Below are 15,687 nucleotides of genomic sequence, written 5' to 3'. Positions count from 1 at the left end.
ATTAATGGGGTCGGCGTTAGCAAAATGCAGCGAATAGCCATTGTCACTTGCCAACATCAGAGCGAGTGTAAACTGATTAGTTGCTCCATATCATAACTACATTTTAGAGAGCTTAGCATTGCATGTGCGCAATGATTGTCGAAGATCTAGCAGCGTTACATAAACAACCGAATTCAGGTGATGTCCCCTCGAACGTCATCTGCAGTGGTTAGTAATCATGTAAAGCCGCTGTTGCGAACTTCAGCCGACAGCTCGCGGTACTAGTACCGTTTGGCCCATGCAGTACAGGCTTGCATGGGCTTTTTTTTAACAATCCTACATCAATCGATGTTATATCCCTCTGCCAGATATGCATAAATCCGCGTCCATTCTTATTAGAGGACTTAAGATTCTTTATAAGTATATTCATAGAACCCATGCCTAAACTCGACACTTTTAGCAGCTTCAGAGAAAAGCAATATCTGACACCGATCACTTGTATGATTAATTAAAGGGTTTATTACGCCTTACTGGTCACGGTTTTGAGTTATTGTACTACAAATAAGAGGAGCGAACGTTACTATTACTTAGGACAATAAACTACTTCAAAGGTCTAAAGATGGAACTCAATACTCTCATTGTGGGCATCTATTTTCTATTCTTAATCGCAATAGGTTGGATGTTCAGAACTTTTACTAGTACTACAAGCGACTACTTCCGAGGTGGCGGCAACATGCTTTGGTGGATGGTTGGAGCAACGGCGTTTATGACTCAATTCTCTGCTTGGACATTTACTGGCGCCGCTGGTAAAGCCTACAATGATGGTTTTGCTGTCGCCATTATTTTCCTTGCAAACGCGTTTGGTTACTTCATGAACTTCGCTTACTTTGCACCGAAATTTCGTCAGTTACGCGTCGTAACTGTCATAGAAGCCATTCGTATGCGTTTTGGTACAACAAACGAACAAGTATTTACTTGGTCTTCGATGCCAAACAGTGTTGTCTCTGCAGGTGTATGGCTTAACGCCCTTGCTATTATAGCTTCAGGTATTTTTGGTTTTGATATGACAGCAACCATCTGGATTACCGGTTTAGTTGTACTTGCGATGTCGGTAACTGGCGGCTCTTGGGCGGTTATCGCCTCCGATTTCATGCAAATGGTCATCATCATGGCGGTAACGATCACATGTGCAGCCGTTGCTATTGTTCAAGGTGGTGGCGTTACTGAAATTATCTCTAACTTCCCAGTCGCAGAAAGTGGCAGCTTTGTTGCAGGTAACAACCTGAACTACTTAAGCATCTTTAGTATTTGGGCGTTCTTTATCTTCGTTAAGCAGTTCTCTATTACAAACAATATGTTGAACTCTTACCGTTACCTAGCTGCAAAAGACTCTAAAAATGCAAAAAAAGCAGCTTTGCTAGCATGTGTATTGATGCTGGGTGGAGTTTTCATTTGGTTCATGCCTTCTTGGTATATTGCAGGCCAAGGTGTTGATTTAGCGGCAGCTTATCCAGATGCTGGTAACAAAGCAGGCGACTTCGCGTACCTATACTTCGTTCAAGAGTACATGCCAGCAGGTATGGTTGGACTTCTGGTCGCTGCAATGTTTGCTGCTACGATGTCCTCTATGGACTCTGGTCTTAACCGCAATTCAGGTATTTTCGTAAAGAACTTTTATGAACCGATCGTTCGTAAGGGCCAAGCATCAGAGAAAGAGCTAGTCGCTGTTTCTAAAGCAACATCGGCGGTATTTGGCGTTGCAATTATTCTAATCGCGCAGTTTATAAACTCTCTAAAAGGTCTGAGTCTATTCGACACTATGATGTACGTTGGTGCGCTCATCGGATTCCCAATGACAATTCCAGCGTTTTTAGGCTTCTTTATCAAGAAAACTCCAGACTGGGCAGGTTGGGGAACTCTAGTTGTGGGTGGCATCGTTTCCTACCTTGTTGGGTTTGTTATCACAGCTGATATGGTGTCATCGGCGTTTGGCCTTGAGGAGTTGACTAGCCGAGAATGGTCTGATGTGAAAGTAGCAATAGGTCTAATCGGACACATGACACTAACTGGTGGCTTCTTCATGTTGTCGACTCTATTCTACAAGCCTCTAACTGACAAACGTCAAGCAGATGTCGATAAGTTCTTTGAAAACCTATCAACGCCTCTTGTAGCGGAATCAGTGGCACAGAAAAAACTCGATAACAAGCAACGTCAAATGCTGGGTAAACTTATCGCGGTCGCAGGTATAGGTGTCATGTTTATGGCTCTGCTACCTAACCCAGTATGGGGGCGCTTAGTGTTTATTCTATGTGGTGCCATCGTCGGAGGTGTTGGTCTACTACTTGTAAAAGCTGTGGATTCAAGCGCTGAACAAGCCTCTGAACCTGTGACAGAAAGTTAAATCTCTTATTCTAATAAACGCGGCTATTCTTTGGCCGCGTTTTTTAATTCTAAGTTCCCAGTACGAACACTTCACCCTTTTACGAAGACATATCATCTTGTCTAGGGTTATCGAATTGCAGCTTTATTTTGTCATTCGATAAGGCTAAACCAGAACGTGATAATCTGATCGAGTTAAAAGTGCAGCCTACCTTGCTTAAGTAAACGCCCCAAAGCCATCCAAATATCTGATGAAGTAAAGATCTCGGCTCGTATACTTTGTTACCGCTTCGTGATTTAGACTCGCTAGTCCTTTACATCACCACCTAGTCTACAAGCCAAACTATTCCCGCTGAACAAACCATCTCGGGATTACTTAGGTACACTATTTTCTCTTTTTGCAGATGGCACAACAACCGCTACCAATAAAGCTAACAACAGGAACACGGGGCTAAGCATTAATCCATGCCAGATTGAATACCCATCATGGAACAGCCAGAATATACCAAGCGTCAGTAGGTACGAAAAGTAGCTGCAAAACACCAAGCTAATCGCGACAAAGCGCTTTTGATTAATAATAAGAATCCGCACTAGATACTGGCTAAGAATACCAGAGCAGCGCATGGCAAGTTGCCAATTAATGATAAAGAAAGCAAGCGCAATAAACCCAGCTACGACCAGTGCATCATGCGTGCTTAAAATGAAGTAGCTACCAAATCGGCTTATGATGACCGGATAATCGCCTTCGTATATCGTTGACCAAGATATTGCGTTCGCTGCTGCTACGTAATTGGCAAAATAAGCAATGGCGTAGAAAGTCGTTTGAGAACTGAACGGCTGAAATACATCCGTACAAAATCCTCGCCACTCTTCTTTGTTGGCGGTAGGCCCAACCCAGTCACGTTTTTTTTGAGCGGTACGCCCGGCAAACGCAGGCCCGTTGCGAAACAACAGCCAAAATATATAGAGTGCAAGTATAACCAAGAGTATTGAAAACATACCCTTCCCCCTCATAAATTATCGGCGCCACTGCCAATGGCGTTGGGGTCGTAAACTGCACTTCCCTGCTATACCTATTTGATTTATCAAAGACTTATTATTTTATTACCACCAAAATTCATTTAATGGCATGCTAAACAGCAACATTTTCACGCTTTGTGCGTGAAGTTCGAAAGCCTACTTTTAGGTTTAGCACAAAAATAACTACAGCAAAGCGTAAGAGAGGGATTCCGCACCCATCAATGAAGATGAGGCGTTAAGCAGAAGCTGCGACCGCAATGAGAAGAGAAGGATTCAAAGCGGTCATGCATGGGCGAGAAGAGCAACTATTTCTCTAACTTTTCTTCAAATACACCAATCTCTCTGCCCAACCAAATCGCGCGTTCTGTGTGATCGAGCAACTCTTCTTCGCTTACTGGGTGAATAAGCACAGAAAAATCGCCTCGAATCGTATCAAGCCACGCCAAGAACTCTTCACTCAATGATTCTAGGTGAATTTCAAACATCGGCATCTTGTGTGGGCCAACTAACCTTCCAACTAATGGAAACACACGCAGCACATCTTGACGCTCTTGACGGATGATCTCGTTCAAGGCTTGCGCTTTATCTTGTTCTCTTAGGGGAAAATAAACATGAGCGTGGTACATAACTTCTCCATAATCACTTCCGCTTGAGCACCACCTACTTTGGATAAGCTCAAGGACTGCCGAGGGTATACATTTGTAATGCCGTCACCCTACCTTGATTCCACTCAGTTGGGAAGAAGTTATGCATTCTCATAAGGTCGAGGCTTCGAGCACAACAAAAATTTGCAATTCATCATATAGCAACTGTTTGAGTTGATTCATTAATAATGACTCACTTTGTCAAATTTTACAGCCAAATTTTGTTGCAAATATGTTTCATTAGCCAGTAATTAAATTCGAGTTTAAAAATACCACCAACAAAATAGCAGCATATTACTCTGCAAAATCAGGGTGTAAGCAAAACTTTACTACTGAGCGAAAGTCAAAATGAAGCATAATTTAACAATTTGTTTACACTTATTGTATCTGGCTATACCACGATTTAGTTAGAGGGTTAGATACAGAAAAGCCTTTCTCTGTATCTTGCGGTGAAATAGTCGCAGCGATGTTATCGACAAATAGTTTAAGGGACGAACAGATGCCTACCGCTATCGAAAGCACACGCAACCTTAGGTATGGCCTTTGCGCTGATATCAGAGTTTGAGTACCCATACAAACTCTGGTTTTGTATGAACAGCTGCAGTCCAAAAGACCCGCAGCGTCAAAAGGAGCTTGAGATGAACGTTCAGGCATTACCCATGCATCGGTTTATCGACCATCGTGGGGACCTAGTCGGCCAACTACCCAACTGGGCTGACACTGAAACATTGGTCGGGTTTTACCGAGATATGGTATTAACTCGCACTTACGACAACAAAGCAGTTGCCTTGCAACGCACCGGTAAGCTAGGGACCTATCCCTCACACTTAGGCGCGGAAGCCATAGGCATTGCGGTCGGCAGAGCACTTAAAGCCGATGATGTGTTTGTTCCTTACTACCGCGATATGCCTGCGATGTGGTGTCGTGGCATTGGCATGGAAAAGAACCTTCAATACTGGGGTGGCGATGAGCGCGGGAGTGATTTTGCTCCTGAAGGAAGTCCGGTTCCTAGCCGAGACCTTCCCTACTGTGTACCCATAGCGACGCAATGTACGCATGCTGTCGGGGTGGCTTCCGCGCTAAAAATTCAAGGTAACCATGAAGCTGCGCTAGTCATGTGCGGCGATGGTGGTACATCCAAAGGGGACTTTCTTGAGTCAATAAACTGCGCAGGTACTTGGAATATTCCACTTGTTTTCGTCGTAAACAATAACCAGTGGGCAATTTCAGTGCCGCGTAGTCTCCAATGTGCCGCCGATTTCTTATCAGAAAAAGCGCAAGGTGCAGGTATACCGGGTATTACTGTCGATGGTAACGATGTCGTCGCCGTTTATGATGCAACTAAAACCGCCCTTGAGAGAGCAAGAAAAGGGAAAGGTGCAACACTCATCGAAGCGGTGAGTTACCGACTGAGTGACCACACTACGGCCGATGATGCGACTCGTTATCGTAAAGAAGATGATGTTCAAACTGCATGGCAATACGAACCTATCGCACGTCTTAAAACGTACCTCCTTAATCAAGGCGCTTGGAGCGACGAACAAGAACAGCAATGGCTAGATTACTGTAAAGAGCAAGTAGAGTTAGCTGTTGAACGCTATCTGAGCTTACCGCCACAAGCACCAGAAACCGGTTTCGATTATTTGTATGAATCGCTACCTCAAGAACTTCATGCACAAAGAGATGAGCTCATCAACAAGGCAATGAGAATGCAGGGAGGCAGACATGGCTGAGCTAACGTTGGTTGAAGCAGTAAACCTTGCCCTGCACCACGAAATGCAACAAGACCCCAATGTTGTCGTATTAGGTGAAGACGTGGGCGATAATGGTGGTGTATTTCGTGCCACTGTTGGACTCAAGCAAGAGTTTGGTCTTAAACGAGTCATCGATACGCCACTCGCTGAAGCCTTAATCGGCGGGGTTGCGGTCGGTATGGCAACGCAAGGATTACGACCTGTCGCCGAATTTCAATTTCAAGGTTTCGTTTTTCCTGCGATGGAGCACTTAATGTGCCACGCGGCTCGAATGCGTAACAGAACTCGCGGTCGGCTCACTTGTCCCGCGGTTTTTCGTGCGCCATTTGGCGGCGGTATCCACGCTCCGGAGCACCACTCAGAAAGCGTGGAAGCGCTATTTGCTCACACTGCTGGATTTAAAGTGGTGATTCCTTCTTCTCCACAACGCGCATACGGCTTACTTCTCGCTGCAATTAGAAGCAATGATCCCGTCATGTTCTTCGAACCGAAGCGCATATATCGCACCGTTAAATCTGAAGTCGTTGATAACGGCGAAGCACTCCCACTCGACACCTGCTTCACCTTGCGTAAGGGGCGAGATATCACGCTCGTTACTTGGGGCGCATGCGTCGTAGAGTCACTTCAGGCCGCACAAACCTTGTCTAGTCAGGGAATTGAAGTCGAGGTGATTGATTTGGCGAGTATTAAGCCAATTGATACCGCGACGATTTTCAGCTCACTAGAAAAAACTGGACGTTTACTCGTTGTTCATGAAGCGAGTAAAACTTGTGGTGTGGGCTCTGAGCTATTAGCTCGAACCGCTGAACATGCCATGTGCTTACTTAAAGCCCCACCTAAACGAGTAACTGGAATGGACACCATTATGCCTTATTACCGTAACGAAGATTATTTCATGGTTCAGGAAGAAGACATTGTGACCGCGGCGCGCGAACTCGTGGAGGATTGGAAATGAAGACGTTTAATTTACCCGATCTCGGTGAAGGTCTCGCTGAGTCAGAAATTGTCAAATGGCACGTTAATGTCGGAGACATGGTTAAATTAGATCAAGTGATCTTAACCGTAGAGACAGCAAAAGCGACGGTAGACGTCCCTGCCCCCTACTCGGGCCGTGTGGTCAGCCGTCATGGTGAGGAAGGTGAAATCGTCAATATTGGTGCATTACTGCTAGAGATTGATGAAACAGGTGCCGGGAGAGAAGTAACGGCAGAGAAAAAAGCCACTGCTGACGCCGCAACCGTCGTCGGTAGCGTTTCTCACCAAGCGCATCATGTAAACGTTGATGATTTCTGGATAGGTGGCAACCACAACACGACAGAAAGTAACCTCGTTACCGCCCTGCCTTCGGCTCGCTTGTTGGCACAAAAACTTGGGGTAGATCTTAACCTCGTGTCAGGTAGTGGCCCGAACGGACTTATCGTTGATGCCGATATTTACGACGAAGCCGGAAAACAGCGTCCAGGCACCGAAGTTTTGAAAGGCGCTCGACGTACCATGGTGTCGTCTATGACCGAATCGCACGAACATGTTGCCGCCGTAACCATTACGGAAGAAGCGTTGTTGGAAGATTGGCTGCCAAACGAAGATATCAGTATCCGCCTTGTTCAAGCGATTGTTCACGCGTGTAAAGAAGAGCCTGCTTTAAACGCTTGGTTTGATGCCGAAACCATGACACGCTGTGTACACACAACGGTCAATGTAGGAATTGCAGTAGATAGCCGTCATGGATTGTACGTACCAGTCTTGCGCCACGCAGATGAATACGAGCCACAAGATGTTCGTCGTTGGCTCGATCAAACCGTTGAAGGGATCAGAGAGAGAAAAATCGGTCGTGAGCAACTGCAGCACGCGACGATTACGCTTTCCAACTTCGGCGCGATTGCCGGTATTTACGCAACACCTGTCGTCACACCGCCACAAGTCGCTATTGTCGGCGCGGGCCGAATACTCGACCGAGTTGTGATAAGAAATGGTCAAGCAATTTCGGTGAAAGCAATGCCGCTATCCGTAACGTTTGATCATCGCGCTTGTACTGGTGGTGAAGCTGCAAGGTTTACGAAAGTACTTGCAGAGCACCTGCAACGTCCGAGCGAAAAGTAACTTATAAAAATCAAATGATAAAGGCTTCCAGTCCGGAAGCCTTTTGTTTTAGGAAGCAAGACTATATCTACAGCTTCTCTAACAGCTCAGGCATTACCACAAACAAATCGTCGACCAATCCATAATCTGCAATGTCAAAAATAGGCGCATCAGGATCGCTATTAATTGCAACAATCACCTTGGAATCTTTCATTCCCGCCAAATGCTGGATCGCGCCAGAAATTCCGACGGCAATGTATAACTCCGGTGCAACAATTTTGCCGGTTTGCCCGACTTGATGGTCATTAGACACATAGCCCGCATCGACCGCCGCTCGTGACGCCCCTACCGCTCCACCTAGCTTGTCAGCCAATTGTTCTACTAAAACAAACTTCTCTTTACTCCCGAATGCACGACCACCCGACACCACTACTCTAGCCGCTGGCAACTCTGGTCGCTCACTTTCTGGCGTTTGTTGCGAAACAAACTCACTAAGTTTATTGATAATCACCGTGTCGACTTGAGTAAGCTTAGGGACAACTGGCGTGTCAGATAGCTCTGCGGCATCAAAAGCCGTACTTCTTATTGTCATCACTTTATAGGGATCATTCGACGTGACTCTCGCCAATGCATTTCCAGCATAAATTGGACGAATCACCGTATCGATAGACTCGATTGTCATCACGTCAGAAAGTTGACCAACATTAAGCAACGCCGCCACACGAGGCATCACATTCTTACCAAATGTACTGGCAGGAGAAAGAATGTGTGAGTAGTTTTTGGCTACTTGTGAGATCAAAGGTGCGATATTTTCCGCTAATCCATGTTCATATCCCTTCGCATCAACCCAGATAATTTCTGCAACATCCTGAACACAATTCAACTCATCCAAAACTGATTGGCACTGATAACCAATAAGCAACACAGAAACAGGAAGCGATTTATCATCATCCTTAATCTCAAATGCCGCTTTAATTGCACACAGCGTCCCTACAGCCAACGATTGGTTGTCATGCTCTGCGAGCACAAGTGTTGCTAATGGTCGGTCTTCCATGGTCATGCCTCATATAACACGTCAGATCCATTACTTGAGCTTAGTCCACTTCACGTTAACGTCAACTGAGCTATAGTTTTCTGTATAGAAACCAAAAACCTGTCACGCAGATGACGATAATAGAAAGGAAGCATAAAGATGGAACGAGAATGCATGGAGTTTGATGTCGTGATCGTGGGGGCCGGACCTGCGGGCTTAAGTGCAGCTTGTCGGCTAGCTCAACTCAAACAAGACAGTGAAGATGACGCACTTTCAATTTGCGTTGTAGAAAAAGGCTCAGAAGTGGGCGCGCATATTTTATCTGGCGCTGTTTTTGAAACTAGTGCCTTAGATGAGCTTTTCCCCGATTGGAAAGAAATGGAGGCCCCGCTAGCAGCCTCGGTTCAACGAGATGATTTCCTTTATCTTACTACTGAACAAAACCATATTCGAGTTCCTCACATCCTTACACCGCGTCCAATGATAAATGGCGAGAATAATTACGTAATTAGCCTTGCCAACCTTTGCCGTTGGCTCGCTAACCAAGCAGAAAATCTTGGGGTGGAAGTTTTTCCGGGCTTTGCCGCTGCAAGCATCAATTATGATCAGACTGGCGCCGTGACAGGCATTAACACGAGCGATATGGGACTAGACAAGAACGGCCAGGCCAAACCTAACTTTGAACCAGGTATCGAGCTAAGGGCAAAATACACCCTTTTTGCTGAAGGTTGTCGCGGACATCTGGGTAAAGAACTTATTCAAAGGTTCGACCTAGACGCAGGAAAGCAACCACAGCACTACGCGCTTGGCCTAAAAGAGATATGGGAGTTACCCACTGACAGCAAGGATGTATCTGGCAGTGTTATCCACTCCGCTGGCTGGCCCTTGAGTGAAACAAATACCACAGGCGGCGGTTTTCTCTATCACATGGAGAACAACCAAATCGCCGTCGGGCTTATTGTCGACTTGAATTACAGCAATCCTTACTTGAGTCCGTTTGACGAATTTCAACGCTTTAAGCACCACCCTGCTATCGAACAACATTTGAAAGGCGCTCAACGCATCGCTTACGGCGCAAGAGCCATTGCAAAAGGTGGGTTGTCTTCTCTGCCGAGACAACAATTCCCTGGCGGTTTATTGATTGGTTGTGATGCGGGGACTTTGAACGTTGCTAAAATTAAAGGCAGCCACACAGCAATGAAATCCGGAATCATTGCAGCAGAAGCGGTACATACGGCCCGACAAACTGGAGCTTCTGAGCCAGACTACCAGTCGTTGTTTGAATCATCATGGTTGTATGACGAACTCGCTGAAACGCGTAACTTTGGTGCGAACATTCATAAGTTTGGCAGCATACTGGGCGGTGCTCTTTCGACTTTTGAACACAACCTGTGGCAACCACTGGTTAAGAAGCCGTTACCTTGGTCTATCAAGGACTATTCGCACGATCATGAGCAGTTAATACCTAAACAAGAGTGCCACCCAATTGCATACCCAAAACCAGATGGTGAAATCAGTTTTGATAAGCCTTCGTCGGTATTTTTGTCGGGAACACAGCACGAAGAGAATCAACCTTGTCACCTGGTTCTGACTTACCCTCACATTCCAATTGATGTGAATTTAGGCATGTATGACGAACCAAGTCAGCGCTATTGCCCCGCTGGGGTTTACGAAGTGGTGGAAGTGGACAATAAGTTGAAGTTTCAGATAAATGCCGCCAACTGCGTTCATTGCAAAACCTGTGACATCAAAGATCCTTCGCAAAACATCACGTGGAAAGCACCAGAAGGTGGCGGTGGACCGAGCTATCAAAACATGTAATCGAAGAACCACTTATAGTGCAGAAGCAGTGCATTTACTACTGCTAATTTTTGAAGTGGTTAAGCAAAAAGTCAGTAGTTAACAGCGGCAGAAAAGAAAAACAGCACCTGATGATTCAATCAGGTGCTGTTTACTAAAATAACGTTATCTTCAGGTAATATTAATCCACGCTAAAAACTTGGTGATGGAACAGCTGATCAACGATTTCATGAGATGTCGATGACGACCCTAGCTCCAACCCTGATAAATCAAAGTTCTCTAATGCCACTGACATTGTGTTGCTGCCTTCTCCAGTAATCGTCAAATTCAGAGTATCTTGGTCACTATCGTAGTCTGCGCTTACGTGTTCCAACAAGTTATCCATATCCGTTGTGTCGTCACCGACAAACTCAAGAATATCACTCAAATCCAACTTGTCTTCATCCAGCCTAAAGTCTTTAATCACATCTCTTGATGGCGTCATGTCCAGTGCTTCTTGAGTAAAGGTAAAGGTGTCAATACCCTCTCCACCTGTCAAGATGTCACTGCCTAGACCTCCCATCAGGATATCGTTTCCAAGCCCACCAACCAGAATGTCATCGCCTGCGCCACCACTCAACGTATCTCCACCTGCTTGTCCTAGCAAAATATCAATACTTTCGCCACCAGTGATGCTATTCGCAAACTCATCTCCCACCGACGCATGGCGCTCAGTTTGGACAATATCGGTACCAGAATCGTTTAATGTAAGTGTAAAGACGTTTTCACTTATGCCACCTTTACCATCAGACACTTTAAACAAGAAATGTAAATCCGCCTGCTGGTCGCCCTGTAGAGTAAGTTCATCGCTTTGAGTAAAGCTATAACTGCCATTGGATGACACTTCCAAGGTGCCGAACGCTGTCTGGATATGAAGCTGACCATCTACTTCACTGGACGAAGAAACTAACGGCTGATTTACACTTACACCGTGCAGGTCTGCGCCCAACAGAGTGAAATCGCCTTCTGCCAAAGAAACGGTCATGCTGTCACCATCAGCGTCCTGGCTTCCCGCCAGTAACTCACCGGCAATTGGATCGGGAGAGAACTGGTTTAGGTACTGCCCCAAGTCTTCACCTGAGTCGATAAACACCACTTTGTCGCTAAGTTCATCTAGAGCCTCTGCTGCTTTTACATTATCAGAGAGAGCGATACCAATTCCATATACTTTGGCGTCATGAGTCTGTTTGTAATCCTCCCAGCGCTCGGCTAGATCAGGAGAAGTAACAGCGCCCTCGCTAGGGTTAGGTTCGCCATCTGAGATAAAGAATATAGTGTCCTTACTCTCTGACGGTTTTTCTGGACCGAAATAGTCCCAACCATCCTGCCAAGGGTAAACGGCATTACTTGCCTCACCAGGCTCCATTACAGCTTCTAAAGCTTTATCGTAATCCGTATTAGTACCGTATTCTACGTCACACCAGTTACGCACATATTCTGACACTTCATTTTGGAAACTTAAGTCGTTTGGATCACGGCCATTCATCTCTGGTGGGCGTGTCATCAACTCAACTTCACTCAAGGTCAGCCAGCTATGTGTGGATGTATCACCGTCGAAACGTACCAGGCGGATATAGGTGTTTGATTCTCCTCCATCGGCAGTCATGTTTTCAACCATGGAATGTAACGCAGCAGCTGCTTTGTAAGCTCTCGATTCAGTTTTCGGTGCGGTTGCATCACGACCCACGGTATTCTCACCGTCAAAGGTACGGGTCATACTGTTCGAATGGTCGAACACTACCGTCACTTTATTGATCGGTAAGTCTTCCATCTGAGCAAAGCCCTGAACTGGAGATGAGGTTGGGGCATGGTTCTCAGTGACATTCAGGATAACCTGAGTTGTATCGGTATCCACACCATCACTTGCAGACACTTCCAACTGATACGTTTGCTGAGTTGAGTGATCCAGTTTTACACCATCTTTCAGCCAAATCTCGCCACTCTTAGAGTCAACACGGAATAGATCAGCATCACCACCACTCAATTCATACTTTATGGTGTCACTACCATCCGGATCAAACGCTTCCACCTGGCCGACTAATACTCCAACTTCTTGCTCAGCGACGTCAAAGCTTGCTGTATCTTCTGTTGGCATACCGTTGGCATCGGTGCCGTGGGTTTGATCTGCATCACCGACACTGATGAATTCTGGTACCCGATCTCGGATATCAATGGTAACTTCGCTATTTGTAGTATCACCGTCAGCATCAATAACCGTAACGTCAAGCTTCTCTTGTTGGTGACCTACAACATTACTCGCTTGATAGTCGTAGTGACCATTTTCAAAGTTAATGGTTAGCTTGCCGTGGTTGGTATCAATCTGAGCGAGAGAATGATCCGATATTTTCGCTCCATCGCTGGTAGTGACATCACCGTTTACTTTGTTGTAGTAATATATTTCGCCATCGATAGTGATGTGATCTACCCACTGAGCATCACCGCCATTGTCATCCAAAAGATTGCCTTGCAACTGGCCTGAGACCGTTTTACTAAGCAAATCCACAATTTGAGAATCATCTACAACGACAATAGCACTGCCTTTATCTGTCGCGATCGACTCCAGATGTTCCAGAGACGCACCATTACCGATACCGACAGACCAGATATTTTCAACATCCTGACCGCTACTGCTGATGCCATTTTCCATCGCATTTTGCAGAATGATGCCCTCTTCTTCAGAAGTAGGCTGAACCCGACCATTCACTATGTCCTGATAACGCTGTTCACTTTCAAAATCATCTGATGTTGACCACTTAATCAAGTTTTCACGGGTTTGAATTTCTCCCACGTTCGTTTGATTTGTCCAATAGGTAAAATCGGAAGGTCGACCATCTGAGATAAAGTAAAGCTGGGTATCGGTATTACTAAGCAATGCATCATCTTCTGGATCACTAAGTATTTCATTTATTTGGTCAACGGCCTGGTTATATGGCGTCGATGCATATGGATGTATACCAGAGATAAAGGCATCAATGGCCTCGGCAGAATCTAGCCACTCAGAAATCTGGCCAGATGGTTGTCCGCTGTAAGTTGCAATTCTAAAACTTACTGGACCCAAATCTTGGTATTGCTCAAACATTGACTTAATAGAGTCTTGAGCAAGTTGCCAGCGAGTAACATATTGTCCGTCTGCATCTGTTACCCAGTCGAGCATTGATTCTGACGCATCAAGTGCAATCACAACACTATTACTTTGTGAATCAACATCATTTATTTCGTAGTGAGCTGAAGACGATGACGGTAATGAATCCGTCACATTCAGATGCAAGGTGGCACTCTCAGACTGACCTCCGGCACCCACCTCGACCCTAGCGCGGATATCCAGCATGTCCGCCCCCTGCTCCGAATGATCAAGGGGCATATGTTGATCAACTGTGAAATGACCCGTTTTGCTATCTATGTTGGCTTGAACTACTTTGATGCGGTCGGCACCTGTTCCAGTATAACCAGTTAGAGTGCTCTGATCTGCACTCACTTCAAACACAACCTCTTTACCATCGCTGGTGAAACCACCTAGGTTTTGATCGGCGTTGAAGTGATATTCAGCCTCCGTTGCAGACCCGAGGTTTGCGATAAAGTTGCCTTCAGCATGTACGCCAGTATCCGTGCCAACTTGAGATTCATCCAATGCTGCGTGCGCATCACTGAGCGACATAGGCTCACCCATCACACTAACGGTAACTTCTGCTTTATCAGTCAGGCCGTCGTCATCACGGATGGTGTATTCGAAGGTATAATCTTTCACTTCACCCGTTTTCAGGGTTTGTTGATCAGCTGGCAGTGACTCTAGGTACTTGGCCGCATCAAAGACCAATTTACCATCTTGCAGACTGAGGAAACTTTCTGATGGATAGTCGATAATAGTCAGAGCGTCACCATCCGGGTCGCTGTCATTCGCTAGAACATCCAGCTCTAAAGTGCCTGAGCCGTTGGTCTGGTAAGCTTCATCAAAGGTCGTCAGGTCCGCTGATACCTGAGTAATAAAGTACTCTGAGCCTTTAGGATCAATGACACCGTCTTTATAGCTGGTAGTAGACATTTCAATACTATCGAAGAAACGCCCATCTGCATTGATGTTGACTACTTGATTACCACCACGGGTACCTTCAAACACACCTGTCGCAACCAAGTCACCTTTGTAGTAAGCCTTCCAAACACCGCGCTCAATACCAGGCTCCCAGCTACCGTTCGAAGTGTCTGTCCATAGGTTTTTCACTTCAACTTCAGCATGATCGGCAACCTGACCTTTAGCAAAGGAGAAGCGCATTGCTTCACTTTGTCCAGTTGCATCATCATATCGAATCTGACCATCTTGAACCCGGTCTGAGCCGCTGTCTAGCGCAGAACTAACGCCATATTTGTGGTCACCGTCACCAATATAATCAGCTTTCGATGCATCAGAAACCTTGTTTCCAGATCGAGTATCAATCACATAGTAATCGACAGTGATATCAGTGCTATCATCCCAGTTGCTCTGGTCAATTGTCTTGGTTGTTTTTTCAATACCCTTATCATCTTCAGCAATAGGGGCTTCATTAATATCACGAACCAACACTTCGACCTGAGCGGTGTCTTTAACGCCAAACTGGTCACGAGCTTCCACTTCTAGCTGGTAGTTATCGATAGATTCATGGTCCAGATTTGCACCATTTTTGACACTGATCTCACCGGTAAGACTGTTCATTTCAAACAGTTCGCTATGACTGTTTAAGTGATACGTTATCTGACTGTCCTGATCGACATCGAATGCATTTACTTTTCCAATTACACCCGATTGACTGTTTTCATCAACGTTAAACTGGTAACTATCGATGTCAGTTTTACCTTGGGCATCCAGACCAAAGTTGTCATTATTTCCGCTAACAAATTCAGGAACATCATTAGTGCCCGTAATATCAATCACGATGTTTTGTTGGGTGCCATCGGTTGCCGTCAGGGTGATGGTGTCTTGCACCTGATC

At 45.7% G+C, this 15,687-nt stretch carries 10 protein-coding genes; 5 read left to right on the top strand and 5 right to left on the bottom strand.

From position 1 onward, the window contains the following. Positions 1 to 598: 598 nt before the first annotated feature. On the top strand, positions 599 to 2,380 hold the full coding sequence (locus R7M92_RS16905) for a sodium:solute symporter family transporter (RefSeq protein ID WP_017634233.1): 1,782 nt from the start codon (positions 599 to 601) through the stop codon (positions 2,378 to 2,380). Positions 2,381 to 2,730: 350 nt separating this feature from the next. Here the strand turns inward: R7M92_RS16905 and R7M92_RS16900 are convergent, their stop codons facing one another. The 3 genes from R7M92_RS16900 to R7M92_RS16890 form a co-directional block, all read right to left on the bottom strand. Further along, entirely contained in the window at positions 2,731 to 3,357 is a 627-nt protein-coding gene (locus R7M92_RS16900) for a hypothetical protein (protein ID WP_154203902.1), read from the bottom strand. Positions 3,358 to 3,683: 326 nt separating this feature from the next. Continuing rightward, positions 3,684 to 4,004 carry a DOPA 4,5-dioxygenase family protein gene (locus R7M92_RS16895; protein WP_005375836.1) on the bottom strand — a complete coding sequence of 107 codons (321 nt, stop codon included), beginning with the start codon at positions 4,002 to 4,004 and terminating at the stop codon, positions 3,684 to 3,686. A 396-nt stretch (positions 4,005 to 4,400) separates the two neighbouring features. Continuing rightward, complete coding sequence (locus R7M92_RS16890) at positions 4,401 to 4,595, bottom strand: hypothetical protein (RefSeq protein ID WP_127891143.1); 195 nt, start codon at positions 4,593 to 4,595, stop codon at positions 4,401 to 4,403. A 65-nt stretch (positions 4,596 to 4,660) separates the two neighbouring features. Between R7M92_RS16890 and pdhA the strand changes: the two genes are divergently transcribed. Genes pdhA through R7M92_RS16875 form a run of 3 tightly spaced genes read left to right on the top strand, consistent with a single transcriptional unit; the run spans position 4,661 to position 7,876 of the window. Further along, positions 4,661 to 5,755: a pyruvate dehydrogenase (acetyl-transferring) E1 component subunit alpha gene (pdhA, locus tag R7M92_RS16885; RefSeq protein ID WP_025998586.1), complete on the top strand. Its 1,095-nt coding sequence runs from the start codon at positions 4,661 to 4,663 to the stop codon at positions 5,753 to 5,755. Next, the gene (locus R7M92_RS16880; protein WP_017634235.1) at positions 5,748 to 6,731 is read left to right on the top strand and encodes an alpha-ketoacid dehydrogenase subunit beta; all 984 of its coding nucleotides are present in this window, start codon (positions 5,748 to 5,750) and stop codon (positions 6,729 to 6,731) included. The genes pdhA and R7M92_RS16880 overlap by 8 nt, the downstream gene beginning before the upstream one ends. Then, positions 6,728 to 7,876: a dihydrolipoamide acetyltransferase family protein gene (locus R7M92_RS16875; RefSeq protein WP_175413489.1), complete on the top strand. Its 1,149-nt coding sequence runs from the start codon at positions 6,728 to 6,730 to the stop codon at positions 7,874 to 7,876. Before R7M92_RS16880 ends, R7M92_RS16875 begins: the two co-directional genes overlap by 4 nt. A gap of 67 nt (positions 7,877 to 7,943) precedes the next feature. On the opposite strand, the gene R7M92_RS16870 is transcribed toward R7M92_RS16875, so the two are convergent. Continuing rightward, positions 7,944 to 8,909: an electron transfer flavoprotein subunit alpha/FixB family protein gene (locus tag R7M92_RS16870; RefSeq protein ID WP_213886007.1), complete on the bottom strand. Its 966-nt coding sequence runs from the start codon at positions 8,907 to 8,909 to the stop codon at positions 7,944 to 7,946. A gap of 138 nt (positions 8,910 to 9,047) precedes the next feature. Here R7M92_RS16870 and R7M92_RS16865 point away from each other — a divergent pair, with 138 nt between their 5' ends. Beyond that, positions 9,048 to 10,709: an electron transfer flavoprotein-ubiquinone oxidoreductase gene (locus R7M92_RS16865; RefSeq protein WP_318133832.1), complete on the top strand. Its 1,662-nt coding sequence runs from the start codon at positions 9,048 to 9,050 to the stop codon at positions 10,707 to 10,709. A 160-nt stretch (positions 10,710 to 10,869) separates the two neighbouring features. Here the strand turns inward: R7M92_RS16865 and R7M92_RS16860 are convergent. Continuing rightward, positions 10,870 to 15,687, bottom strand: a 4,818-nt coding sequence (locus R7M92_RS16860) for a cadherin domain-containing protein (RefSeq protein WP_318133830.1), incomplete at its 5' end; no start/stop codon positions are given.

This window comes from Vibrio sp. Vb2880 (genome assembly GCF_033337975.1).
In the GTDB taxonomy this organism is placed as follows: Bacteria; Pseudomonadota; Gammaproteobacteria; order Enterobacterales; family Vibrionaceae; genus Vibrio; species Vibrio alginolyticus.
Note: the sequence above shows the minus strand (reverse complement) of the source record. Positions and strands in the feature narration are given on the sequence as shown.

Bases quoted from the DNA above. Each gene is read 5' to 3' on its own strand.
- R7M92_RS16905 (WP_017634233.1), top strand. From the start codon at position 599: ATGGAACTCAATACTCTCATTGTGGGCATCTATTTTCTATTCTTAATC.
- R7M92_RS16900 (WP_154203902.1), bottom strand. From the start codon at position 3,357: ATGTTTTCAATACTCTTGGTTATACTTGCACTCTATATATTTTGGCTG.
- R7M92_RS16895 (WP_005375836.1), bottom strand. From the start codon at position 4,004: ATGTACCACGCTCATGTTTATTTTCCCCTAAGAGAACAAGATAAAGCG.
- R7M92_RS16890 (WP_127891143.1), bottom strand. From the start codon at position 4,595: ATGGGTACTCAAACTCTGATATCAGCGCAAAGGCCATACCTAAGGTTG.
- pdhA (WP_025998586.1), top strand. From the start codon at position 4,661: ATGAACGTTCAGGCATTACCCATGCATCGGTTTATCGACCATCGTGGG.
- R7M92_RS16880 (WP_017634235.1), top strand. From the start codon at position 5,748: ATGGCTGAGCTAACGTTGGTTGAAGCAGTAAACCTTGCCCTGCACCAC.
- R7M92_RS16875 (WP_175413489.1), top strand. From the start codon at position 6,728: ATGAAGACGTTTAATTTACCCGATCTCGGTGAAGGTCTCGCTGAGTCA.
- R7M92_RS16870 (WP_213886007.1), bottom strand. From the start codon at position 8,909: ATGGAAGACCGACCATTAGCAACACTTGTGCTCGCAGAGCATGACAAC.
- R7M92_RS16865 (WP_318133832.1), top strand. From the start codon at position 9,048: ATGGAACGAGAATGCATGGAGTTTGATGTCGTGATCGTGGGGGCCGGA.